Source organism: Methanobrevibacter sp. (genome assembly GCF_045541095.1).
In the GTDB taxonomy this organism is placed as follows: Archaea; Methanobacteriota; Methanobacteria; order Methanobacteriales; family Methanobacteriaceae; genus Methanocatella.
The window spans coordinates 1-23,622 of sequence record NZ_JAZQIJ010000103.1; the positions used below are offsets into that span (position 1 = coordinate 1).

The 23,622-nt window shown below is 33.7% G+C and carries 32 protein-coding genes; 28 read left to right on the forward strand and 4 right to left on the reverse strand.

Translation table 11 applies throughout. The features are described 5' to 3' along the window. Positions 1 to 78: 78 nt before the first annotated feature. Both ACKI2P_RS04505 and ACKI2P_RS04510 read left to right on the forward strand, forming a co-directional pair. Positions 79 to 1,254 carry a hypothetical protein gene (locus tag ACKI2P_RS04505; RefSeq protein ID WP_407375419.1) on the forward strand — a complete coding sequence of 392 codons (1,176 nt, stop codon included), beginning with the start codon at positions 79 to 81 and terminating at the stop codon, positions 1,252 to 1,254. Continuing rightward, positions 1,254 to 1,973, forward strand: a complete 720-nt coding sequence (locus tag ACKI2P_RS04510; protein ID WP_407375421.1) for a metal-dependent hydrolase — start codon at positions 1,254 to 1,256, stop codon at positions 1,971 to 1,973. Before ACKI2P_RS04505 ends, ACKI2P_RS04510 begins: the two co-directional genes overlap by 1 nt. On the opposite strand, the gene rqcH is transcribed toward ACKI2P_RS04510, so the two are convergent. After that, positions 1,970 to 3,976, reverse strand: coding sequence for a ribosome rescue protein RqcH (rqcH, locus tag ACKI2P_RS04515; RefSeq protein WP_407375423.1), 2,007 nt, complete (start codon positions 3,974 to 3,976; stop codon positions 1,970 to 1,972). The genes ACKI2P_RS04510 and rqcH overlap by 4 nt on opposite strands. An 86-nt stretch (positions 3,977 to 4,062) precedes the next feature. On the opposite strand from rqcH, the gene ACKI2P_RS04520 reads away from it, so the two are divergent. Then, complete coding sequence (locus ACKI2P_RS04520; RefSeq protein ID WP_407375425.1) at positions 4,063 to 4,335, forward strand: hypothetical protein; 273 nt, start codon at positions 4,063 to 4,065, stop codon at positions 4,333 to 4,335. Here ACKI2P_RS04520 and ACKI2P_RS04525 read toward each other — a convergent pair. Beyond that, positions 4,330 to 6,150 carry a DUF2070 family protein gene (locus tag ACKI2P_RS04525; RefSeq protein WP_407375427.1) on the reverse strand — a complete coding sequence of 607 codons (1,821 nt, stop codon included), beginning with the start codon at positions 6,148 to 6,150 and terminating at the stop codon, positions 4,330 to 4,332. The genes ACKI2P_RS04520 and ACKI2P_RS04525 overlap by 6 nt on opposite strands. A gap of 498 nt (positions 6,151 to 6,648) precedes the next feature. Between ACKI2P_RS04525 and ACKI2P_RS04530 the strand changes: the two genes are divergently transcribed. The 4 genes from ACKI2P_RS04530 to ACKI2P_RS04545 all read left to right on the forward strand — a co-directional run bounded on the left by ACKI2P_RS04530 (position 6,649) and on the right by ACKI2P_RS04545 (position 10,091). Next, complete coding sequence (locus ACKI2P_RS04530) at positions 6,649 to 7,809, forward strand: MFS transporter (RefSeq protein ID WP_407375428.1); 1,161 nt, start codon at positions 6,649 to 6,651, stop codon at positions 7,807 to 7,809. Between the two features lie 186 nt (positions 7,810 to 7,995). Further along, positions 7,996 to 8,517 carry a FumA C-terminus/TtdB family hydratase beta subunit gene (locus tag ACKI2P_RS04535; protein ID WP_407375430.1) on the forward strand — a complete coding sequence of 174 codons (522 nt, stop codon included), beginning with the start codon at positions 7,996 to 7,998 and terminating at the stop codon, positions 8,515 to 8,517. 92 nt (positions 8,518 to 8,609) lie between these two features. Further along, positions 8,610 to 8,942: a hypothetical protein gene (locus ACKI2P_RS04540; protein WP_407375432.1), complete on the forward strand. Its 333-nt coding sequence runs from the start codon at positions 8,610 to 8,612 to the stop codon at positions 8,940 to 8,942. Beyond that, complete coding sequence (locus tag ACKI2P_RS04545) at positions 8,943 to 10,091, forward strand: TIGR03576 family pyridoxal phosphate-dependent enzyme (RefSeq protein WP_407375434.1); 1,149 nt, start codon at positions 8,943 to 8,945, stop codon at positions 10,089 to 10,091. On the opposite strand, the gene ACKI2P_RS04550 is transcribed toward ACKI2P_RS04545, so the two are convergent. Together ACKI2P_RS04550 and ACKI2P_RS04555 are read right to left on the reverse strand one after the other, a co-directional pair. Next, positions 10,088 to 11,005 (reverse strand): biotin--[acetyl-CoA-carboxylase] ligase, encoded by a 918-nt coding sequence (locus ACKI2P_RS04550; RefSeq protein WP_407375436.1) that lies wholly within the window; start codon positions 11,003 to 11,005, stop codon positions 10,088 to 10,090. The genes ACKI2P_RS04545 and ACKI2P_RS04550 overlap by 4 nt on opposite strands. A gap of 16 nt (positions 11,006 to 11,021) precedes the next feature. Beyond that, on the reverse strand, positions 11,022 to 12,512 hold the full coding sequence (locus ACKI2P_RS04555) for an acetyl-CoA carboxylase biotin carboxylase subunit (RefSeq protein WP_407375438.1): 1,491 nt from the start codon (positions 12,510 to 12,512) through the stop codon (positions 11,022 to 11,024). A 72-nt stretch (positions 12,513 to 12,584) separates the two neighbouring features. Between ACKI2P_RS04555 and ACKI2P_RS04560 the strand changes: the two genes are divergently transcribed. The 21 genes from ACKI2P_RS04560 to ACKI2P_RS04660 form a co-directional block, all read left to right on the forward strand. Next, positions 12,585 to 13,220, forward strand: coding sequence for an METTL5 family protein (locus tag ACKI2P_RS04560; protein WP_407375440.1), 636 nt, complete (start codon positions 12,585 to 12,587; stop codon positions 13,218 to 13,220). Between the two features lie 237 nt (positions 13,221 to 13,457). Next, positions 13,458 to 14,285: a putative RNA uridine N3 methyltransferase gene (locus ACKI2P_RS04565; protein ID WP_407375442.1), complete on the forward strand. Its 828-nt coding sequence runs from the start codon at positions 13,458 to 13,460 to the stop codon at positions 14,283 to 14,285. 332 nt (positions 14,286 to 14,617) lie between these two features. Beyond that, positions 14,618 to 15,628: a 50S ribosomal protein L3 gene (gene rpl3p / locus ACKI2P_RS04570; RefSeq protein WP_407375444.1), complete on the forward strand. Its 1,011-nt coding sequence runs from the start codon at positions 14,618 to 14,620 to the stop codon at positions 15,626 to 15,628. Positions 15,629 to 15,630: 2 nt separating this feature from the next. After that, a complete protein-coding gene (rpl4p, locus tag ACKI2P_RS04575; protein ID WP_407375445.1) occupies positions 15,631 to 16,395 on the forward strand; it encodes a 50S ribosomal protein L4 in 765 nt (254 codons plus the stop codon). A 22-nt stretch (positions 16,396 to 16,417) separates the two neighbouring features. Further along, positions 16,418 to 16,678, forward strand: coding sequence for a 50S ribosomal protein L23 (locus tag ACKI2P_RS04580; protein WP_407375447.1), 261 nt, complete (start codon positions 16,418 to 16,420; stop codon positions 16,676 to 16,678). Positions 16,679 to 16,690: 12 nt separating this feature from the next. Next, positions 16,691 to 17,416 (forward strand): 50S ribosomal protein L2, encoded by a 726-nt coding sequence (locus ACKI2P_RS04585; RefSeq protein ID WP_292740357.1) that lies wholly within the window; start codon positions 16,691 to 16,693, stop codon positions 17,414 to 17,416. A gap of 15 nt (positions 17,417 to 17,431) precedes the next feature. Beyond that, entirely contained in the window at positions 17,432 to 17,842 is a 411-nt protein-coding gene (gene rpsS / locus ACKI2P_RS04590) for a 30S ribosomal protein S19 (protein ID WP_407375449.1), read from the forward strand. Positions 17,843 to 17,854: 12 nt separating this feature from the next. Continuing rightward, on the forward strand, positions 17,855 to 18,319 hold the full coding sequence (locus tag ACKI2P_RS04595; protein ID WP_407375451.1) for a 50S ribosomal protein L22: 465 nt from the start codon (positions 17,855 to 17,857) through the stop codon (positions 18,317 to 18,319). Continuing rightward, positions 18,319 to 19,077: a 30S ribosomal protein S3 gene (locus ACKI2P_RS04600; protein WP_407375453.1), complete on the forward strand. Its 759-nt coding sequence runs from the start codon at positions 18,319 to 18,321 to the stop codon at positions 19,075 to 19,077. The genes ACKI2P_RS04595 and ACKI2P_RS04600 overlap by 1 nt, the downstream gene beginning before the upstream one ends. Before the next feature lie 35 nt (positions 19,078 to 19,112). Continuing rightward, positions 19,113 to 19,319 (forward strand): 50S ribosomal protein L29, encoded by a 207-nt coding sequence (gene rpmC / locus ACKI2P_RS04605; RefSeq protein WP_116591334.1) that lies wholly within the window; start codon positions 19,113 to 19,115, stop codon positions 19,317 to 19,319. After that, on the forward strand, positions 19,320 to 19,658 hold the full coding sequence (yciH, locus tag ACKI2P_RS04610; RefSeq protein ID WP_292808806.1) for a stress response translation initiation inhibitor YciH: 339 nt from the start codon (positions 19,320 to 19,322) through the stop codon (positions 19,656 to 19,658). An 83-nt stretch (positions 19,659 to 19,741) separates the two neighbouring features. Next, positions 19,742 to 20,020 carry a ribonuclease P protein component 1 gene (gene rnp1, locus ACKI2P_RS04615; protein WP_407375455.1) on the forward strand — a complete coding sequence of 93 codons (279 nt, stop codon included), beginning with the start codon at positions 19,742 to 19,744 and terminating at the stop codon, positions 20,018 to 20,020. A gap of 11 nt (positions 20,021 to 20,031) precedes the next feature. Next, complete coding sequence (locus tag ACKI2P_RS04620) at positions 20,032 to 20,349, forward strand: 30S ribosomal protein S17 (RefSeq protein WP_295598965.1); 318 nt, start codon at positions 20,032 to 20,034, stop codon at positions 20,347 to 20,349. A gap of 6 nt (positions 20,350 to 20,355) precedes the next feature. Next, positions 20,356 to 20,754, forward strand: a complete 399-nt coding sequence (locus ACKI2P_RS04625; protein WP_292746869.1) for a 50S ribosomal protein L14 — start codon at positions 20,356 to 20,358, stop codon at positions 20,752 to 20,754. Positions 20,755 to 20,763: 9 nt separating this feature from the next. Then, on the forward strand, positions 20,764 to 21,114 hold the full coding sequence (rplX, locus tag ACKI2P_RS04630) for a 50S ribosomal protein L24 (RefSeq protein ID WP_407375457.1): 351 nt from the start codon (positions 20,764 to 20,766) through the stop codon (positions 21,112 to 21,114). A gap of 1 nt (position 21,115) precedes the next feature. Continuing rightward, the gene (locus ACKI2P_RS04635) at positions 21,116 to 21,844 is read left to right on the forward strand and encodes a 30S ribosomal protein S4e (protein ID WP_407375459.1); all 729 of its coding nucleotides are present in this window, start codon (positions 21,116 to 21,118) and stop codon (positions 21,842 to 21,844) included. Beyond that, positions 21,841 to 22,353 carry a 50S ribosomal protein L5 gene (locus ACKI2P_RS04640; protein ID WP_407375460.1) on the forward strand — a complete coding sequence of 171 codons (513 nt, stop codon included), beginning with the start codon at positions 21,841 to 21,843 and terminating at the stop codon, positions 22,351 to 22,353. Before ACKI2P_RS04635 ends, ACKI2P_RS04640 begins: the two co-directional genes overlap by 4 nt. A 10-nt stretch (positions 22,354 to 22,363) precedes the next feature. Next, on the forward strand, positions 22,364 to 22,507 hold the full coding sequence (locus ACKI2P_RS04645) for a 30S ribosomal protein S14 (protein ID WP_299522416.1): 144 nt from the start codon (positions 22,364 to 22,366) through the stop codon (positions 22,505 to 22,507). 11 nt (positions 22,508 to 22,518) lie between these two features. Next, positions 22,519 to 22,911 (forward strand): 30S ribosomal protein S8, encoded by a 393-nt coding sequence (locus tag ACKI2P_RS04650; RefSeq protein ID WP_292808818.1) that lies wholly within the window; start codon positions 22,519 to 22,521, stop codon positions 22,909 to 22,911. An 8-nt stretch (positions 22,912 to 22,919) separates the two neighbouring features. Next, entirely contained in the window at positions 22,920 to 23,456 is a 537-nt protein-coding gene (locus tag ACKI2P_RS04655) for a 50S ribosomal protein L6 (RefSeq protein WP_407375462.1), read from the forward strand. Between the two features lie 14 nt (positions 23,457 to 23,470). After that, positions 23,471 to 23,622: eL32 family ribosomal protein (locus ACKI2P_RS04660; RefSeq protein WP_407375463.1), on the forward strand; the 152-nt coding region annotated here is incomplete at its 3' end.

The window sequence follows — 23,622 nt, forward strand, 5'->3', positions numbered from 1 at the left end:
GTATTGTTTTGACGATATAAACTATAAATAAATTAAATAGTTAAATATAGAGTGATAATAAACGATAAGGGTGAAAACGTGGGAAATACAATAAAATTAGTTTCAGGTTTTATTTTATTTGTAATTGGTATTCTCATAGCATATGAGACAAGTGTTTATAACTTACTGGATCTGTTATTAATAGTGGGTCTTATCATTTCAATTGTTGGAATAATCTTGATTATTAGCTATTTTGTTGAATACAATGCTGATAGGACTACTAATATGTTAAAAGATTTTTTAAAGTCTGATGAATATAACAGGCCTTCTTTAGGTAAGTCTGAAAAAAAATCAAAAGGGAATATTCCTTCCTTAAGCGCTCAACGCAACTTCAATGATTATGGTGACGAGGGCTATGATGATTTGGTATTGGATGACTTTGAACCTACAACTGATACCAGTCAATTTTTAAGAGAAGATTATGAAGAAAATCCTAAGGCAGTTTTTGACGTCAGTTCAAATGATGAGCCGGCGGATGTTAGTTTTAACAGACAGCTGGATTTCACTCCTAGTTATGATAGACCTTTAAAGGTTACAAGGTCCCCTAAAAAACGTCAGGGAGATTACTTTGTAGAAGAAGTTCCTCAATTTAGGGATGAATTAGACAAATCTGATGAAATTATGCGTGAACTGGCTGAAGAACCAGTCATTCCTGTTCATAATTTACCTGAAAACGAAGTCAAAGCGGAGCCTAAAGTTGTAAGGGACCAGGAAATTAAAATTGATGTTAATAATCCTGAAAGTTTACCGGTTCCAAAACTGCTTAAAAGTTATGTAATTTCAGATACCGGTTTGATGTCTTCTCAAGAGGCTTTCGATCAACTTGCAATTCATGTCAACAAGGAAATCATGTTGGAAATTCCTTCATTAAATGATTTATCAGACAGATTCTTATCTCATGTCCCAACAATTTATTCAAGGGTTATCATCGATGAATTTGATTTATCAGACATGTCTTACATGTTTTTAATATCTTCCCTTTTAAAACAAGGGGTACATATCAAGACAGTTCCTAAAGTGCATACTGTTAATTTGATAACTGATGATTCTCATGCAATGATCATCTCCGAAAGTCAGAATGACTTTGAATACGGTGCTATCTACCATGATAGGACTTCCATTTCAAATATCAGAGCAGATTTTGAAAAAACTTGGAATATTGCTTCAAATTTAGATGAAACTGTAATTATTAATGCTATGGGAGGAACAGCCTAATGGAAATTCGATGGTTAGGTCATTCCGCATTTGAAATAATCAGTGATGATAACGTTAAGATTTTGATTGATCCTTTTATCAGTAACAATCCCGTTTGCGAAGTTCCTGTTGAAGAAATTAATCCAGATATTATTTTACTCACTCACGGTCACTCAGATCATTTTGGCGATGCATTAGAGATTTCTAACAACACTAATGCCCCAATTGCATGTATCCATGAGATTTCACTCTTTTTAGCTAAACAAGGAATTCGCAATATCAGCGTTAATATTGGCGGTTCATTTATATTTAGGGATATTAAATTCACAATGCTTGATGCTAAACATTCCTCTGACATAGACATTGTAGAGGAAATTGTTCCTGGGGGAAGTGCAGCAAGCTTTTTGATAACTTTTGCTGATGGTACTAAAATTTTCCATGCAGGAGATACAGGTCTGTTCGGTGATATGAAAGATATCATAGGCGATATATATAAACCTGATGTGGTGTTGGTTCCTATTGGGGACAAATTTACAATGGGTCCGTTTGAAGCGGCACTTGCAACCATGTGGATGAATCCTAAAGTAGTTATTCCAATGCATTACAATACTTTCCCGCCTATAGAGCAGGACCCTGCAATATTTGCAAACTTCGTCAGTCAGTTTAACCCAAATATTGATATTGTGGTTATGAATCCTGATGAATACTTTGAATATAATCCTGAAGATTATCAGGATTAATAATTTTTTTCATATTTTTTTCTTTGATGATATTCTTCATCGATATCGCATTTTCCGGTTGGCAATACCCTTATGATATCATCAAGTGTCAGCAAGTCATCTTCATTTATCTTGTTGATGATTTTTTTAGCTATTGCTTCTTTTTTTGTAAATCCTGGTTTTAAAACAACATATTTTTCACAATGGGCTTCCACTGCATCAATCGGTCCGGCCATTATACGTTTACCCTCGTAGTCCACTATTCCAATACCCAGTTTTAATCTTGCACCTCGAATAAAATTTCTGTGTCCCCTTATTACAAATGACCCTTTGGCTAAAAATTCTCCCGCTTCAGGTGTTTTTGAAACCTGGTCTGGACGTACCCAAAACACGTCTTGGGATGTGAAGCCTTTCGACCAAGCAGATGAAAATGAAGCTGCAAACTCCCCTGATTCTTTAAGGATATTGTCATTTAATTCACTACCATTTAATTTTATGGCGGTTGAACTTGCACCATGTATATCAGCATGCAGATAAATGTCGTTAGGTTCCAAATATTTTTTAACCACATTTTCATTTGAGTTTGCGTCACGCCCTCCAATCACTAAAATGTTGTCGGAGCTTATAAACCATCTTAGTTTTTCATACCATTTCAGGTTTTTCTTAACTCTTTTTTTAGGGGTTGCTATATGTTCCATGGCTATGTCTTTTTTAGCTTTGATTTTTTCGAGTTGTTTTTTGGTATTTTCAATAGCTATTAGCGCACCTTTACTTTTTCTTTTAGCTTTTTTGGCTTTTTCATAGTAATTTTCGGCATTTTCTGGTATTGTCAGTTTTGGATCTATGTTTATTGAAGTCTCATCAATATTCAATGTCAATACTCCTAATGGGTCGATTGATTCATAGATTTGCGCTTCAGCCATTCCTTCTTTTTTGGCTTTTTTCAGTGTTTTTCCAATTTCTTTAAAAGAATAGTCCTTACTCCTTGCTGTGTTTACAACATTGACTATATTTTCAATGGTGGTGTAATTAGAATAAATTACTTCTCCCTTATGTTGGCTTTCTTCGATTGTAGTTTTAAAATTATCAAGTGTTTCTTCTTGTAAACGTAATCGTTTTTCAAACTTGTTTACTTTTTTATTCCATGCTGATTCTTTAACGTCTTTTATTGCGGTGTTTATTTTTTTGGAATAAAATTCATCACATGCCTCATTAAAGTTGTCATAGTATGTTTTCTCAAAATTCTCATATTTTACCAGGTCAAGCGGAACCACATCTTCTTTATTGTCATTTTTCACTATCTGAGGTTTGATTGATCCGTCTGTCAGACTTGTAAACAATTCCTTAAGTACGTCAAATAATGTTGATTTCTGTTCGTCGCTCAGTTCATTGTTCGAAACGTTCTTGTCTATTTCAGTTATTTCGTTGGCTCTTTTTATTATTTCTTCTGCATACAGGCTGCCCAGACCGTTTCTTGCTAGTGTTCTTACAACGTCACTGTCCTCACAAAACAATGCTTTGAATTCATCTTCTGTGATATCAATAGGGTTTATACCTCTTTCTTCCGGAAATGAATACTCTCTTTTGGAGCTGATGTCTCTTTCGCTTGTAAGTTTTCTTTTAAGAGGTTGTATAATGTTGTTTTCTTCATCCAAAAGGATAATGTTTCCCTTATCAAACAGCTCCACGATAATTGTGTAGTACTGGTCCTTTTTGACTCTTATTTCAATTACACGGTCAAAGTTGTGTTGGGTTATGCTTTCCACATGTGCTCCTTTAATCCTTTTTCTTAAAATCATTGGAAAAGAAGGTGGGATAGTGGGATTTTCAAGGGGATATTGGCTTGTATGGATTCTGGAGCCTGACTGCATTACTAAATCCACCCTACCCGTTCCGGCAACATGAAATCTCACAACGACTATATCTTTGGTGGGCTGGAAGGATTTATCTACTCTCGCCCCACTCAGTAATTTATTTAATTCATGACTTATTGTATAAACATCTACATTGGACATGGATTTCATTTTATAAACACCTTTAATTTAATCAATACTTTAATATATTATAATCACTAAAATTATATTAATATATTTAATTATGGAGGTAATCAATGGACACTACTATTAAAGTTACTAGTATTCATATTGTTTTTGGGCTTATTGCAGCAGGCATTTCAACAGTCTTAACAAAAGGTTGGATGGGTTTTAAAAATGATATCGCTGCAGGTTTTGTTGCATTAATTATATTGTACTTTGTAGGTCAGTTTTCTCAAAAGATAGCTGGCGATGAAATTTCCGGTTTCACCCAATGGTTATGGGATGGAATTTCACCGTTTTTCTTTACTTGGGTAATTTCATATACCTTATTAACAATGTATCTATAAAATTCCAAAGAAAATCCATACAAATGCTATTAATAAGGATGTAATTAACAGAATTGGAGCTATAATTTTACTTACGGCCACAACTGAACTTATTGTTGAAATCAGTTCAGTTGAATTCTTTGGTCCGAAGGTATTGAGATTTTCTATTTTTTCGGTTCCAGTTCCAACCTCAACCTTTTCCAAATCATCAATTGCTTCTTTTATTGTTAATCTCACAAATTCAATGATTTCTTCTCGTTTTGCAATACCTATAGGATTATAACCTCTTGAAAGAGTATTTACTGTATGTGTATCAGTGGTCATTACTTCCATATCATCTATTCCCAAATCACTTACGGCATCTATAATCTGCTGTCTAAAACCTCTTTCCATATTGTTTGAATCAAAAAGAACATATGCGGTTTTTTGGTTTTCAACTTCAACAATCATGGTTTTGACTCCACTTTCACCGATTCCTTCCTGTTTGCCCAGAGGTTCCATTTTGTTTTGTGAACAGCCCACTTTTATGGAATACTTTTCGGGATCTTCTTCAATTTTATCGATAACACTGATTAAATGGAAAACTTCGGAGTTTCCTGGAAGTACTTCACCGCTTTCCGGAGTAAATGAGTTGTGGCAATCCACAATAATTGAATTTTCGATGTTGCATCTGCTTCTGCTTAATGCCATCATTGTAAGGCCGACACCAAATTCGATATCGTCTACCGCTTCCGGCGCAAAAGTAGACAGTATGACCGCACCATCATTAAAGAATTGAACTCCTATTTTCGCCTTTTCATGAGTATATCTAATGAATTTGCTTGCTTTATCAGTATAGTTAACTCTTTTCAATCCTTTTTTTATTGAATTTTCAATTTTATCAATTTCAGACACGGCTATAGGATTGAAATCATGTGTTGACGGTCCATGTGCTACCATTGTGAAATTGTCAAATTTGTTTGCAAGGATTGTAGGCATATTTGATCCTCCCAAATCCCCTAATGGGCCGGGATGTACTGATGGTGAAATGAATAATGATTTTATCCCATTTTCATTCCTGAAACTGACAAATGACACTACAGTGTCGATAGGTTCCCCCATATCTTTGAATAACCCTTCCAATGAGTTTGACCCATCGTTCAGGTGTGCGATAAATAAGCTTAAGAGATCCAAGACTCCAATTCCCAGGTTTTTATTGAATGGTGATGCAATGATTTTGATGAATGCATAGATTGCAAGTACAAATATTATAGCTGCAACAAATGCCTTAATAATTATTTGCAAAATTGCAGAGCCTAAAAAACTTGTATCGCTGACAAGGAATGTTATAAGTAGATACATGGCTAGAATGAGTACTGGCTGAATCAAACCGGTTCCTGCAGCTGCTGTAAATCTCACGTTTGAAGTTGCCCAGAATACCAGTGTATTAAATCCGAAGATTATAACGCAGCCGAATAACAGTGAATCAAAAAACAGTTCTCCGCCTAGGATTAGGGAACTTGACACCCCAACGAGTATTATGAGAGATAAAATTGTCATTGATAGAGCAGATAAAAACATGGAATGCTTTATTTTTAGGTTAATTCCATGTAGTGCCTGTATCATTTGTTGATTTAAAGCACCTGCCATCACTGATGGAGTTCCATAAACTAGAAGTCCGAAAATGCCTCCATATATGATATTTTCCAGAATTCCGAAGTATGTTGAATTATCAATGAGATAGATTGCACTTCCCATGATCATACTCATGAGAATCATTCCAATAATTGAATACTCGGTTTTTGGCAGGGTTTTAATATATTTTGATAGGCCTGCAACGCTGCTCATACTTGACATGATATTTTGTCCTACAGATTTTAATGTTTATATTATAAATTTAGTCATAACCATATAATAAATTTGTCTAAATCAAAAAAATATATCTCAATAATTATGATGCATAGATTTTTGTATCATTCAAATGGTTAAATCACTACATTTATATCACATTACACTGTTTGTCTTTTTCTTGATTTAAAAATTACTCATCATATTATTTAAGTTAAATTATGCAAGTTAGTACTTGCTTTCGAAAAAATTTATATAATATGCTTTTTAAAATTAATTTAAATAAATAATAACTTTTTATTTAATGAATGCAAGTACATGCATTTAAATTTATTTAATGGGCAGTTTCAATTAAACAAAGCAAAGTTTAATTAGATTTTAAATGTTTTATTAATCAAGTCTAACTACTTTTCATTGAATAGTTATTCTTATTCATATCTTTCAATTTCAAAACATGCTCGCAATTTTTTTAGATTGAATATAATTGTTTTATAGGGAGTAGCATTAATGGGAGCGTATAATAAAAAAATTTTAATAACATTATTTTTCATAACCTTTTCATTGTCAACATTATTAAGTGTATCCGGACTGTCGAATGAAATTGCAATATTTTATGGTGTGCCTTTAATGGAAAGCAGTCTGTATCTGGGAGGATTCTTGTTCATTATAGGAATAACCGCACTCTTTTTCCCCTCATATTTTTCAAGATATGAGAAAAAACAGTTCTTCATATTATCTCTTGTTATAACTGTCATAACAACATTTATACAGATTTTTGTCAGTGATTTTATAATTGTAATCCTATTAAGGATCATTCCGACATTTTTCTATTCAACAGCAATCAGTTTTACTTTAACATATATTTCAAAAATCAATCCTAATGAGGTTAACAAGGTAGTTTTGGGAATTACAAGTGGAGCGGTATTTGGAGCATCAATTTCAGTATTTCTGACAACCAATTATGGATATAATTTTGCACTTTTATGGATTGCATCAGTTAATCTGATAACATTAGTTCTAACCATATTATTCCTTCCGAAAATGAAAGGTGTAAACGAATGCGGTTTTATCAAGCAGTTCAGCATTGCAAGAAGTAAACTTTTTGCCATTTCTGTGTGTTCAATATTGTTTATTGGTGTGGGAGTGTCTGTAACATACAACTTCTTCACGTTATTGCTTGAGACTATTACATTACTGCCTTATGACCTGGTGGCGGTGTATATCTTCTTCAACGGAATTGCAAGTGTATTCGGAACAAGTTTGATTGGAAAGTTAATGCAGAAGAATCTTAAATTAACTGTTACCCTATATCCTATTGTATTCATAGCATTAATTATTACCATGCTGATTTGCATTGAGCTTGACAATCCAATGTTTGTTATTATGATCCTTTTCGGTATTTTAGATGGATCGATGCAGACAATTGCACAATATACCATAAGTTCAGCGGCGCCTGAGACACCTGAATTTGCAAATGGTTTTTATCTTTTCATTGTTAATCTGAACAGGACCATAGGAATTATCCTTGGAGGATTCCTCATTCAATCAGTGTTTACCACATCAATATTGGTAATGTCAATGATTTCATTTGCACTGTCTGTACCGTTTATAATATACAGATTTAATAAATGCTCTATGATTGATTCATTCACTCCCGAATCAATCTAATATTTATTATTTAGCAGATTTAAAATTCTTGTAAAAGAATTATCCGGTTTCTTACAGGAAATGTTCATTTGGCATTTCAGAAGGGTTGATTGAGTCTTGGTTTTTAGCCATTAAATTTCTTAAATCTAAAAATTTTATATATTTTGTAATATAATATTATTTTTATACTAATGTAAGGTGTAATAAATGGAAAAAAAATTAAAGGTTCCGATAAAAGATGAAAATTTAAATGAATTAAAAGCAGGAGATGTAGTTTATCTTACTGGAAATATATTAACTGCAAGAGACCAGGCACATAAACGTCTTTTGGAGGAAGGTGCTCCTTTAGATATTGAAGGTGCGGTTCTTTTTCATGCAGGTCCTATCATTTCCAAAAAAGACGGCGAATATGATATGGTTGCAATTGGCCCTACCACTTCAATGAGGATGAACCCTTACCAAAGTGACGTTTTGGATATGGGGCCTAAAATTGTCATAGGCAAAGGAGGAATGGATGATACAGTGCGTGAAGCGTTAATCAGAAACAATGCTCTGTATGTGGTTGCTACTGGAGGATGCGCTGCTTTATATGTGGATGCAGTTGAAAAAATTGAAAGCGTGGACTGGCTGGACTTGGGAATGCCTGAAGCGATGTGGAATCTTAAAGTAAAAGATTTCGGACCTCTTATTGTTGCAATGGACAGTCATGGAAATAGTTTATATGACTGATTTTTTGCTTAAATACTAATGCTTATATATAATTTCAATTATAGTATATTTTAATTTACAATTTACATTGAATTTTTAGAGGAAGTGTAATTATGGTTGACAATATTGATGAACTTGCAGAAAAAAAATTGAAAACAAGAATGAGTAAAATCAGAAAATGTAACAGAGAACCAGAAGAAAAAGCAAAATTCTCAGAAAAATTTGGAGTTTCCTTTGAAATAGAATTCCAAAACAAAAATCCCGATAAACTCTCAGATGGTATCACTATCATTACAAATCCTGAAGGAAAAGTTTTATTTGCTGATTATTTCTATGGAATTCCTGAAGAAGATGAATATACATCAATTCAAGTTGCTGAAAAACAATTAAAATCTATTTTAGAATTCTTACAAGATTATAAATTAGAATTGGATGACTCTGATTAGATGATAGTCAATAACTCTTTAGATGAAGTTAAAAAAAGAGAAAAGGCACTTTCAATTATTAAGGGCATTGTCGAAAATAGTGGAAGGTCAGAACTTTCTGATTTGACTGGTTTATCCGGAGGTTTCATTGCGTCCGAATCTGAAATCAGTCTTTTGGAAACATATGTCGGACCTGCAATTTTTGAAGAGGAACTTCAAAAGGTTGGAAAACAGCATATGGGTGGTGAAAAAATCCTCCCGTTGAACAGAACCTCTTCAGGAATATTGGCTACTATTTTAACATTGGTTGAAAAGGATTCTAATGTTGTTCATTATCTTGCAAAGTTGCCTGCTCATCCATCTATTCCCAGAAGTTGTAAGTTAATCGGAGCCAATTATTTTGAAACCGATGTATTTGATGATTTTTCAATTCCGGAAAACACTTCATTGGTCATCGTCACAGGTTCCACTATGGATCATGATGTAATCGATGAGGAACAATTCAAGAAAGTCATAGATATGGCTCATGAAAAAGATATACCTGTAATGGTTGATGATGCATCAGGTGCAAGACTTCGGACAGTTGTTTTCAATCAGGCTAAAGCCTGTGATTTAGGTGCGGATATTGCAATAACAAGCACAGATAAATTAATGCCAGGTCCTAGGGGAGGACTTATGGCAGGTCGTGAAGATTTGATTGATGCAATCAAGGTGAAAGTTAATCAGTTTGGTCTCGAGGCTCAGCCACCTCTGGTTCTTGCAATGCTGAACGGGATAAAAAATTTTGATGAAACTAACTTAATCAACAGTTTTTCTAGAAAGGATGAACTGTTTAATCTATTGAGCGAAAAATTTGAAAATTTCGAAACCACTCCCACAGGTGTCATGATTTCACCACAAGGTTTAGCTAGGGAAATTAAAGTAGAACACTGTTTATCAGAAAATGATTTGGCATTTGTATTTTCATTTATTTTATTAAAAGATTATGGAATTATCACAATTCCTGCAGTTTCAATGCCAGGTGCTTCTGCAACAATAAGATTCGATTTGTCCACAAACGATGCTTTCAGTTTGGATTTAAATGATTTATATAAAAAAATAGAATCTTCATTTAATAAACTACAGGAAGTAGCTATTAATGAAGATAAATGTAGAGAGATTGTATTCTAATTTTTAATAATACATTCTCCTGAAATTACTTTTTCTAATGTTCCATCAATTTTTTCAACAACAAGAGCTCCTTCTTTTCCAATTCCTATAACGTATGCATCGTAATAGGCATTGAATGGTTTTCTTACTTCAACAATTTTTCCGATTGTATATGAACGTTTTCTCCATTCTTTTAAAATTCTTTCATATTCATTTTCGTTGAAAAGATGACTAATTTCTTCAAGTTCTTCTAAAAGTATTTTAATCAGTAAATTTTCATCGATTTCTTTGCCGAAGTATTCTTTAAGAGTAGTTGTTCCTTCCTGCAATTCTTCCGGAAAGTCAGTTACTTCCAGATTCGCATCGATACCTATTCCAAGAATAATGTTTTCGATGGTGTTGAATTTAGCTACTGCTTCTGTCAGGATTCCACATACTTTCTTACCGTTTATCATGATATCATTAGGCCATTTGATTTCTGGATTTTCCACACCTATCTTTTCAAGAGCTTTTGCAACTGCAACTCCTGCCGCTAATGTAATCATAGGTAATTTGGAGTGGTCAACTTCAGGATGTAAAATGACTGACAACCATACTCCTCCCAATGGGGAAGCCCAAGCTTTTCCAGATCTGCCTTTTGCGTCAGTTTGCTTTTCGGAAATGACAACTGCACCGTTTTTAACATCATGTTGGGATAAAAATTTAGCCACAGTATTTGTTGAAGAAACTTCTTTATAGATATAAATGTCTTTACCCATAAAGTTGGTGTTCAGGTCTTTGGAAATTTCGGATTCTTTGATGTAATCAGTTTTCTGTTTTCCAAGTTCTTTGATGGTATTTGAAAAATCATTGATTTCCAAATCTTTGATTTCATTAAGTGCTTCTTCGGAAAGTTTATTTTCTTTTTTTAATAAATTAATAATTTCATTACGCATTATTAAACCTCAACGTTTATTTTTTCATTTGCTGACTTTTGATAGCATTTTGGTATGATCCGACAGCTGCTGAAATTGCGGCTATTTTTTTGCTTGGCATGAATGTGGATTTTAATTTGTTTACATATTCCGCATCTTCCTCGATGACATTTACCATTTCAGTATCAATACCTTTTTTATGCTGGTCGATAAAGTGTGTATTCAAATCTCCGGAAAGGAAATTAGGATTTCTCAAGATAGCTTTATGGAATGGAATTGTTGTTCTTACTCCCAGAATAATGTACTCCCTTAAAGCTCTTTGCATTTTAGTAATTGCATCGTTCCTGTTTCTTCCATATGTGATTAATTTTGAAATCATGGAATCATAGAATGTTGGAATTGTATAATTCATGTAAACTCCACTGTCTAAACGAACTCCAGGTCCACCAGGTGATCTGTATCCTGTAATTTTTCCAGGATTTGGAGCAAAGTCATTTAATGGATCTTCTGCATTGATACGGCATTCAATAGCATGTCCGGTTACTTTTATGTCGTTTTGTGAGTATTCCAATTCTTCACCGGCTGCAATTTTTATTTGCTCTTTTATCAAATCAGTATTTGTAATGAGTTCAGTAATTGGATGTTCCACTTGAATACGGGTATTCATTTCAAGGAAATAGTAATTGCCATTGTCGTATAGGAATTCTACAGTACCTGCACTGGTATATCCGATGTATTCTGCGGCTTTAACTGCACTTCCACCCATCTGTTCTCTTAATTCATCAGTCATGATTGGGGAAGGAGCTTCTTCAAGGAGTTTCTGGTGTCTTCTTTGAATGGAACATTCCCTGTCAGCTACATGGATTACGTTACCGTGTTCGTCTGCCAAAACCTGAAATTCGATATGTCTAGGTTTTTCCAGATATTTTTCGATAAATACTGTTGAATCACCGAAGTTTGTTGATGCAACTGATTGTGTGGATTCGATTGCACGTACAAGTTCTTCCTCTTCATATACTGCACGCATTCCTATTCCTCCACCACCTGCTGATGCTTTTACAATTACAGGATAACCGATTGCTGCGGCAATTTCTTTTGCTTCTTCAATGTCAGTTATTCCTTCCGGTGTACCTTCAATAACAGGAACTCCAGCTTTTTTCATGAGAGCTTTTGAGGTAATTTTATCTCCCATTTGATTAATTACTTCTCCTGAAGGTCCAATTAGTTTAATTCCATTTTTTTCACATTCTTCACCGAATTTGGAATTTTCCGCTAAAAATCCGTAACCTGGGTGAATTGCATCCGCTCCGGATTCGAGTGCAATGTTGATTATTTTTTCTATATTCAAATATGATTTAGCTGGTGAAGGATTGCCTAAAGGAAAACTTTCATCAGCATATTTTGTATATAAAGAAGTTTTATCTGCATCAGAATAAATAGCTACTGTATCAATGCCGAGTTCACGACATGCTCGCATAACTCTTATTGCGATTTCTCCTCTATTTGCAATTAATACTTTTTCAAACATATGAAACCTCAAAGTAATTTTTTTATTATAATATAATAATATATTAATTAGATAATAATTAAATGTTTGTTTATGAAAAGAATTACCCGAAAAAAACATTTGGAAATGAAACTTCAGACAATACCTCCTCACCCTAAACCGAAAGTTGGTCTTGAACAGTATACCACTCCATCTATTATTGCATCTGATTTAATTTGGAATGCTTTTTCATTGGGGGACATTGAAAATAAGACTGTTGTTGATTTGGGATGTGGCAGCGGTATTTTTTCAATAGGTTGTGCTTTAATGGGTGCCGATTCAGTATGCGGCGTAGACATTGATGCGGATTCAATTGATCTAGCAAATGACTCTTCAAGGAAACTGAAAATCGAAAATGCCGAATTTGTTTTAGGTGATATTGCAGATTTTGATTTTGATGGGGATATAGATACTGTTATTCAAAACCCTCCTTTTGGTTCTCAAAAAAAAGCCAAACATGGTGAGGACTTGAATTTTGTCAAAAAGGCCTGTGTGTTAAAGCCTAAAGTTTTGTATTCTTTTCATATGGCTTCTACTGAAGAGTTTCTGATTGATTTTTATAGAAAAAATGATCTTGTCATTACACATATATTCCGTTATGATTTTCCTATTCCCAAAATTTACGAGTTTCACACAAAAGAAATTCAGACAGTTAAGGTTATTGTATTTAGGGCAGTCTTAGATATTTAATTTTCGATTAAATTTTAATTTTTTTATTTTTTTTGCTTAAAAAACAATACCTTTATATAGTGGTTTTTACAGATTTTATATTAATATATTCTCTGAGTATAAAAAAGTTGGTAGCATAAAAAGAAGCTACAGATATTATAAGTGATATAATATTTTGTAAATGTGTAAGTCTATTTAGTGATAGCTATATAAATGTAGGGTAATCTTTATATGCTTTGCTTAACATATTGTTTAGTAATGTATAAAGATGAGCTATCTATATTTATTCCAAATTCATTTCTTTCTGAGTCTAAAGATCTCAAAATTCGTACTTATAAAGTGGGAATTTTAGGAAGAGCTTTGGCTATTTTTCAAGCAGATAATGTGGTTATTTATAATGATAATCATGCTAAAAATGAAGATGGAGAACTTGATGGAGATTTTATTGCTGAAGTTTTGGATTATATGAATACTCCTCAATATTTGAGGAAAAAAGCGTTTCCTATAAGGCCGGAATTGAAGCATGTAGGTATTTTACCTCCACTTAGGACTCCTCATCATCCTGTCAATGATCAACCTGACGTCGGTGATTATAGGCAAGGGTTTACTGTTAAGAGAAATAAGAAAGGAACTTATGTTGATATAGGTATGGATAAACTTGCATTCTGTAAAGAGCAACTTACTGTCAAAAAGATTTTTGACTTTAGGATTACTAAAATTGCTAAGAAAGAAGTAATAGTCACACCTGATAAACCAGATGACATTTACTGGGGATATAATGTAATATCCTCCACTAAGAGTCTTAAAAATAGCTTAAAATTAATTAAACCTGATCTTGTTGTTGAAACTACAAGATATGGAGATTATATTGATTCTATTTTTGATGAATTAAAACATAAAGTAGATGAATGTAAAAGTATTGCTATTTTATTTGGTGGCCCTTATTCTTCTATTGAAGAAGATGTTTCTAATGACAATTGGGATTTGTTTAAATTAAACACTATTCCTGGTCAAGGAACTGAAACTGTCAGGACTGAAGAAGCAGTTGTCGCTACACTTTCTTTATTTAACTTTATGAGATTTTAATTCTCTTTGATTTATTAGTCTTATCACGCTAATAGATAACTTGCTCAACTTTTTATACATTAATGTTTTTAGGACTCTCCTAAAAATTTACTTAGCGCAGAATGATTTATACATTGGATATATTCTTGTTTGTGCTTCAATGGTTATAAACTCAATAGAATATATTGAAATTTAATATTTATCTAGTTGTAATTGTTTTTACGGCTATTTATTATTTCGATGAGATTATATTCCAAATATTATCTTATCACTCTATAATGGCTTTTTTAGCCATTAAAAAAATTAAAATTGATTAAAAATAAGGAAAAATATTAATAAGGAGGTTAAATTAAATGGTAAGACATCACCAGCCAAGAAAAGGGTCAGTTGCTTTTAGTCCAAGGAAAAGAGCAGCAAAAGAAACCCCTAGAGTAAAATCTTGGCCTCAAATTGATGAACCAAAATTACTCGGCCTCGCAGGATATAAAGTCGGTATGACTCACGCTTTAGTCACTGATACTGATAAAAACTCCCCTACCAATGGTATGGAAGTTTTCACTCCAGTAACTGTATTGGAAGTGCCTCCGGTCGTAGTAATGGGAATTAGAGCTTATGAAAAAACTTCTCGTGGTTTGAAAGTTATCACCGAAGTACTTGCAGACAATTTAGATCAAGAACTTTCAAGGAAGATTTCTCTTCCAAAAGAATACAATAAATCTGAAGCTATTGCAAAAATACAAGGTGAATTAGAAAACACAGAAGAAATTAGGGTTTTAGTACACACCAATCCAAAAGTAACTAGTGTACCTAAGAAAAAACCTGATATATTTGAATGTGGTATAGGTGGAAGCAATCCTGAAGAAAAATTAAACACTGCATTAGAATTATTAGGTAATGAAGTAAAAGCTAGTGAAATCTTCAATGAAGGAGAATTTGTTGATGCTATTGCAACTACAAAAGGAAAAGGATTCCAAGGTGTAGTTAAAAGATGGGGAATTAGAATTCAATATGGTAAAGCTGTTAGAGCAGGTAAAGGTAGACACGTTGGTTCTATTGGTCCTTGGACACCTAGAAGAACTATGTGGACTGTTGCACAGGCAGGTCAAATGGGATACCATAAAAGAACTGAATTCAACAAAAGGATTTTAAAAATTGCATCAGCTGATGAAGTTGACCAAATCAACCCAGATGGTGGATTTGTTAAATATGGTGTTGTTAAAAACGATTATGTCTTAGTAAAAGGTTCCCTCCCAGGTCCTTCCAAAAGATTAGTTATCCTAAGACAACCTATCAGACCTAATAACAAAGCTGAGGATATCCCTCAAATAAACTATATTAGTACAAAATCTAAACAAGGGGTATAATCATGAAAGTAAATGTTTATTCTATTAACGGGGAAGTCAAAGAAGAAATTGAACTTCCAGCTATTTTTGATGAAGTGTACAGACCAGATTTAATCAAAAGAGCTGTACTTTCTGCACAATCTGCTAGAGTACAACCATGGGGTAATGACCCGATGGCAGGTAAAAGAACTTCCGCTAAAGGATGGGGTTCAGGTAGAGGTACCGCAAGAGTACCAAGGATTAAAAATGGTTCTAAAGCAGCTTTCGTACCAATGGCTATTGGTGGTAGACAAGCACATCCTACAAGAGCTGAAAAAAATCATCACGAAAAAATCAACGTAAAAGAAAGAAGATTTGCTATCAGATCTGCTGTTGCAGCAACTACCAACAAAGAGATTGTTGAAAACAGAGGTCACAAAGTAGAAGACTTAGAGCAAGTTCCTATCATCGTTGAAAATGACATCGAAGAGGTAAAAACTACCAAACAAACTCGTGAAATATTTGAAAACTTAGGAGTTTACGATGACATTATTCGTGCAAAAGAAGGTAAAAGAATCAGAGCTGGTAGAGGAAAAACCAGAGGAAGAAAATACAAAAAAGTAAAAGGTCCTCTCGTTGTTGTCGGTGAAGATAAAGGTATTTCCTTAGGTGCAAGAAACCACGCTGGTGTAGATGTTGTGGTTGTTGAAAACTTAAATGCTGAATTATTAGCACCAGGTACCCACCCAGGAAGACTCACTGTTTATACCAAATCAGCTGTTGAAAAATTAGGAGGTTTATTCCAATAATTTTGGAAAATAGGTGATTATTATGGATTCATATTCAATTATTATTAAACCTCATGTTACTGAAAAAACCATGAACTTGATTGATTTGAACAATGAAATTACTTTTGTTGTAAACCGTAAAGCTAACAAAAGCCAAATCAAAAGAGCTTTTGAAGAATTATACGATGAAAAAGTTGCAAAAGTAAATACTCATATCACAACCAAAGGTCAAAAAGTAGCATACATCAAACTTGTTGAAGAAGAAATGGCAGAAGAACTCGCTGTCAGAATAGGAGTATTCTAAGGAGGAATTTGAATGGGAAAACGATTAATACATCAAAGAAGAGGTAGAGGAACTCCTGCTCACCGTGTTGCTTCTCATCGTTTCAAAGATAAAATCAGATACAGATCTTACGATGCATTAGAAAAAGAAGGCAGTATCAAAGGTAAAGTCATTGATATCGTACATGACCCAGCAAGAACCGCTCCTATTGCAGAAGTTAAATTTGAAAATGGTGAAAAGAAATTTATATTAGCACCTGAAAGCATTCAAATTGATGATGAAATTGAATGTGGTATTTCTGCTCCAATCAAATTCGGTAATACTTTACCACTTGCTGAAATTCCTGAAGGTACTCCGATTTATGATATTGAAAACACTCCTGGAGATGGAGGTCGTTTTGTAAGATCTTCCGGAACTTATGCTAATGTTGTAACTCATGATGCTAACCAAACTGTTGTTGAATTACCATCTGGGGAATTAAAATACTTAAATCCTAACTGCCGTGCTAGTATTGGTGTAGTAGCAGGTGGAGGAAGAAAAGATAAACCATTCCTTAAAGCAGGTAAAAAATGGCATGCTTATAAAGCTAAAGGTAAGAAATTCATGACTGTAAGAGGAGTAGCAATGAATGCTGTAGACCACCCTCACGGGGGAGGTAACAGACAACATCCTGGTCGTCCAACTACTGTTTCAAGACATGCACCACCAGGAAGAAAAGTTGGTTCAATTGCAGCTAAGAGAACAGGTTTAAAAAGATAGATAGAGGGTGTTTCATTGGCAAGAAAAGTATTTAAATATAAAGGTTATACTCTTGAAGAATTACAAGACATGTCTTTAGAGGAAGTAATGGAATTATTACCTGCAAGACAAAGAAGGTCTTTAAAAAGAGGATTCTTACCAAGACAACAAATTGTTTTGGATAAAATGAGAAAGTTGAATAAAGAAGGAACTAAAGATGGTCGTCCAGTTGTAATTAGGACTCATTGCAGAGACATGATTGTCATCCCTGAAATGGTCGGAACCACTTTCGGTATTTATGACGGTCAGAATTTTGTTGAAGTGACTATTGCACCAGAAATGATTGGTCATTACTTTGGTGAATATGCACCAACCAGAAAAAGAGTTCAACACGGAGACCCAGGTATGGGTGCTACAAGATCATCCATGTTTGTACCACTTAAATAAGGAGATTAGAACATGGCTAACAAATATGCTTATAATAATGATGTTGATGAGGCAAAAACTGCACGTGCTATGGCAAAATCTCTTAAGATTTCTCCAAAACACAGTGTTGAGATTTGCAGTGCTATAAGAGGAATGGAAGTAGTTAAAGCTAAAGCTTACTTAGAAGATGTTATCGGAATGAAAAAATCAGTTCCTTTCAAAAGACACAACAAAAAAGTTGGTCACAGAAAAGGTCAGGAAGGTTGGCCTTCTGGAAGATACCCTGTAAAAGCAGCAGAACAAATCTTAAAAGTTTTAGAAAATGCTGAAGCTAATGCAGAGTACAAAGGATTAGACACTGAAAAATTATTCATTGAACATATTTCATCTCACAGAGGCGTTGTTATTCCTGGATACATACCAAGAGCTTTTGGTAGAATGACTCCGTTTAACACACCTACTACTCATATTCAAATTGTATTACAGGAGGCTAACTAATGATAGAAAAAGATTTCGTTCAAGAAGGCCTTAGAAGAACTAGAATTGATGAATACTTAGAAAAAGAACTTGAAAGAGCCGGATACGGTGGTATGGAAGTTCAAATCACACCTTTAGGTACCATGGTTATTGTTTATGCAGAAAGACCAGGTATGGTAATTGGTAGAGGTGGAAAAAACGTAAGGACTATTACCAACGTTCTTAAAAACGAATTCGGATTAGACAATCCTCAAATTGAAGTTAAAGAAGTTGAAGTTCCTGAACTCAACCCAAAAATCATGGCTTATAAAATATCCAATATGTTACAAAGAGGAATGCACTTCAGAAGAGTTGCTTACTCCACTATTCGTAGAATCATGGGTGCAGGAGCTCAAGGTGTAGAAGTAACTATTTCCGGTAAAATCAGAGGTTCTAGATCTGCTGTAGCAAAATTCGTTGAAGGATACATCAAAAAATGTGGAGAACCTTCCATCAGATTTGTTGAAGAAGGTTTCGCTACTGCTGAATTAAAACCTGGTGTATTAGGTATTTACGTAAGAATTATGCCTCCTGATACAGTGTTACCTGATTCCGTCGAAATCCTCCCTCCAAAAGTAACCATCGAACAAGACGGTGAAATTGTCGAAGAAGAAGAAATCGATGTTGAAACCGAAGAAATCATCGAAGAGGAAATCATTGAAGAAGTTGAAGATCTCGACGAATTAGAAGAAGTTGTTGAAGAAGAATCTACTGAAGAAGTAGAAGAAGATGATAGTTAAATATATAAATTTAATTATCCAAAAGAGTTGGAACAATGGCGATTTTAAGAAGTAAAGAAATTTGGGACATGGAAGTTGATGAGATCCAAGACAAATTAGTCGAACTCAGAACTGAATTATCCAAAAATGTTTCTAAAAGTGCAGCTGCAGGGGTTGTTGAAAACCCTGGAAAAATTAGAGAATTAAAAAGAACAATTGCTCGTGTTCTTACAATATTGAATGAAAAACAGAAGGAGAATTAAATGTCAAAAATCTGTGATGTATGTGGGCTTCCTGAAGAACTTTGTGTTTGTGAAGAAATTGCACGTGAAGTTCAAACTCTAAAAGTTTTTACAGTTAGAAGAAGATTCGGAAAACTCATGACAATTATCGAAGGTATAGATGAACACGATATCGATATCAAAGAACTCACCAAAACTCTCAAAGCTAAATGCGCTTGTGGCGGAACAGCCAAAAATGGTCAAATTGAACTTCAAGGAGATCATAAAGTCAGAGTAAAAGAAGTTCTTTCTGATTTAGGTTTCTCTTCAGATACTATCGAAATTCGTGAATCTAAAAAGAACAATAAAAAAAGGAGATAATTCATCTACTCGATAAATTTCAATAAAATTTTGTAATTTTTCTGCATGATTTATTGTAAATGTTATGTTAAGAGATTGAGATTATGATTACTTCAAGTAACTTGGTTCATCATGAATTTATAGGTTTGAAAGTTCATGTGACAAGTAATAAGAACAAATCTCTTAATTTAAAAGGAACTATCATTGATGAGACAAAAAATACCATTAAAATACAGGATGAGAATAATTGTGAAAAAATTATTCCAAAGGAAGGTTCAATGTTTATATTTGAAATTCCAAACGGGGAAAAAGTTGAAATTAATGGTAATATCTTATCAATCCGTCCTGAAGACAGGATAAAAAAAAGATTTAAAAAAATTTAAATGGTGATAATATGGTTGGGCTCAATGTTCAAGAACCTGAAACTACATGCGATGATCCTAATTGCCCTTTCCACGGAACTTTACCTGTAAGAGGTCAAGTTCTTGAAGGTATTGTTGTCAGTAACAAAGCAGAAAGGACTATTACCGTCGAACGTAGTTACTATAAATTCATTAAAAAATATGAAAGATATGAAAAAAGAAAATCCAAAATCAATGTTCACAAACCAGATTGCTTAAATGTGAATGTTGGAGATTCTGTAAAAGTTGCAGAATGCAGACCATTAAGTAAAACTAAACATTTTGTTTTAGTAGAAGTTAAAGGAGAGTAATTAAATATGAAACCATTAACCTCAAGTGTATCTAAAGCATTACCAATTGGAGCAACCCTCCAATGTGTAGATAATACCGGTGCACGTGAAATCGAAATTATTTCCGTAAAAGGATTTAAAGGTGTAAGAAGGAGACTCGACGTTGCTGGTGTTGGAGATTTAGTTGTTGCTTCTGTTAAAAAAGGAACTGCTGACATGAGAAGAGAAGTTGTTAATGCAGTTGTAATCAGACAAAAAAAGGAATATAGACGTGCTGATGGTCTTCGTGTTAAATTTGAAGATAATGCAGCAGTTATTATTACTCCTGAAGGAATTTTAAAAGGATCCGAAATAAGAGGTCCTGTTGCTAAAGAAGCAGCTGACAGATGGCCTAGTGTAGGTAGTGCAGCAAGTATTTTAGTATAAGGTGAAAAAATGTCAAAACAACCAAGAAAACAAAGAAAAGCTCTTTATGATGCTCCTGCTCATGCACGTGGAAAACATTTAAGTGCTTCTTTAAGTCAAGATTTAAGGGAAAAAATCGGAAAAAGATCTTTACCTTTAAGAGCTGGAGACAAAGTTAGGATTCTTCGTGGAGATTTCACAGGACAAGAAGGAGAAGTCCTCAGTGTAGATTACGGTTCATACAAAGTAACTATTGAAGAAGTTACTTTATCAAAACCAGACGGAACTTCTACATTCCTCCCAGTAGATCCATCTAACTTAGTAATTATTGATGCAGATTTAAGTGATGATAGAAGAATAAAAAATAAAGGAGATAATTAATATGGCTAAAATGGGATCTAGAAAACATCTTAAAAGATATAAAGCACCAAAATCTTGGCCTATTCATCCTAAAGAAGACACATGGACTGTAAAACCTTCCGCAGGTTCTCATTCCATTGAAGATTCAATTCCTTTAACATTAGTTATCAGAGATGTTTTAAAATTAGCTGACAATTCTAGAGAAGCAAAAAGGATTATCAACTCTGGTAATATTTTAGTTGACGGAAGAGTTGTTAAAGATTACAAATTCCCAGTAGGTTTCATGGATATCATTGATATTCCAAAAACTGGTGAATCTTACAGAGTTCTTTTAGATAGAAAAGGTAGATTACAATTAGATTTAATTGATGATAGTAGTGCTAAATTATCTAAAATTGTTAACAAATCCACAATTAAAGGTGGAAAAACTCAATTAAACCTTCATGATGGTAAAAATGTTATCATTGATGAAGATGCATACTCTGTTGGAGATGTTATTTCTTTAAAAGTACCTGAACAAGAAATTGCAGAAGTTTACCCTCTTCAAGAAGGTGCAACCGTTCTTGTTACCGGTGGTAAACACACTGGAGAATTAGGTACCGTAACTGAAATTATTGAAAATAAATCTTCTAATCCAAATACTATTATTATCGAAAATAATTCTAAAGATGAATTTTTAACTTTAAAAGATTATGCGTTTGTTGTTGGTAATGAAGCACCAGCAATATCTTTATTGGAGGTTAATAAATGAACCCAATGAATGAAGTACGTATCGAAAAAGCTACCGTCAGTATTGGTGTTGGTGAAGCTGGTGAAAAATTATCCCGTGCTATCACTCTCTTAGAAGAAATGTTTGACCAAACTCCTGTGAAAACTTTCTCTAAAGTAACTAACCCAGAATGGGGTATTAGGAAAAAACAACCAATCGCATGTAAATTAACTTTACGTGGAGAAAAAGCTGACAAAGCTATTGATATGGTTTTAGAAGGAATTAGTAGGAATATTAAACCTACCCAATTTGATGCACAAGGAAACCTTTCTTTTGGTATCAGAGAACACATTGATATCCCAGGTATGAGATACAATCCAGATATCGGTATCTTTGGTATGAATGTTTCTGTTACTTTTGAAAAACCAGGTTACAGAATATCAAAAAGAAAAATCAGACAAAAGAAAGTTCCACAAAAACATAGGATTTCTAAAGAAGAAACTATGAAATTTATGGAAGAAAACTTCAAAGTTAATTATGTAACAGAATAAAGGTGATACTTTGCCAAGAAAATACGGAAAAGCTGCAAAAAAATGTACTCGTTGCGGAGACCACTCTGCTATGATTAGTAGATATGGATTAAATTTATGCAGACAATGTTTTAGGGAAATTGCTCCTAAAATTGGATTTAAAAAATATAATTAGAGGTTTTAAATATGAGTCTTATGGATCCTCTTGCTGATGCTTTAACTAACATTAGAAATAACGAATTACAAGTGAATGATTCATGTGTTATTTCACCTGCTTCCAAATTAATTGGACAAGTTTTAAGCACTATGCAAAAAGAGAATTATATTGGTAATTTTGAATATATTGATGACAACAGGGCAGGAAAATTCACTGTTGAATTAATTGGTAACATTAACAAATGTGGTGTTATTAAACCTCGTCATGCTGTTAAAAAAGATGAATTTGAGAAATTTGAAAAAAGATATTTGCCAGCAAAAAACTTTGGTATTTTAATCGTCACTACTCCTGAAGGAATTATGACTCACAATGAGGCTAAAGAAAGAGGAATTGGTGGACGTTTGTTGGCTTACATGTATTAGGTGATAAAATGGTAGTAGCTGCAGCTATAAGGGAAGAAATTGAAATCCCTGAAGGCGTCGAAGTTATAATTGAAAATAATGAGGTTTCTGTAAAAGGACCTAATGGAGAAAACTCCAGAGTATTTACTTATCCTAATGTATCCATTAGTGAAGTAGAAGACAAAGTAGTTTTAGAAACTGCTTTTCCTAAAAAGAAAGATAAAGCTATGATTGGAACAACCAGAGCTCACATTAACAATATGATTACTGGTGTGACTGATGGTTTCGAATATCATATGAAAATCGTTTACGCTCACTTTCCAATGAATGTGAAAGTGCAAAATGATGTAGTGGTAATTGACAATTTCCTCGGGGAAAGACACCCAAGAACTTCTAAAATAGTCGGAAGTGCTAAAGTAGTAGTTAAAGGTGATGAGGTTACAATTACCGGTATCAATAAGGAAGATGTTGGTCAAACCATGGCTAACTTAGAACAAGCAACTAAAATTAAAGGAAGAGATCCTAGAGTATTCCAAGACGGAATATACTTAACTAGCAAAGAATAAATTTGGTGATTTAAATGGCTAATAAAAGATTTAAAAGACAAGAATATGCTCGTTATAAAAAACTTGGAATCAAATGGAGACGCCCTAGAGGTAAAACCAGTAAAATGAGAAGATATGAAGCAGGAAAACCTGACATGCCAGCTATTGGTTACAGAACCCCTAGAGC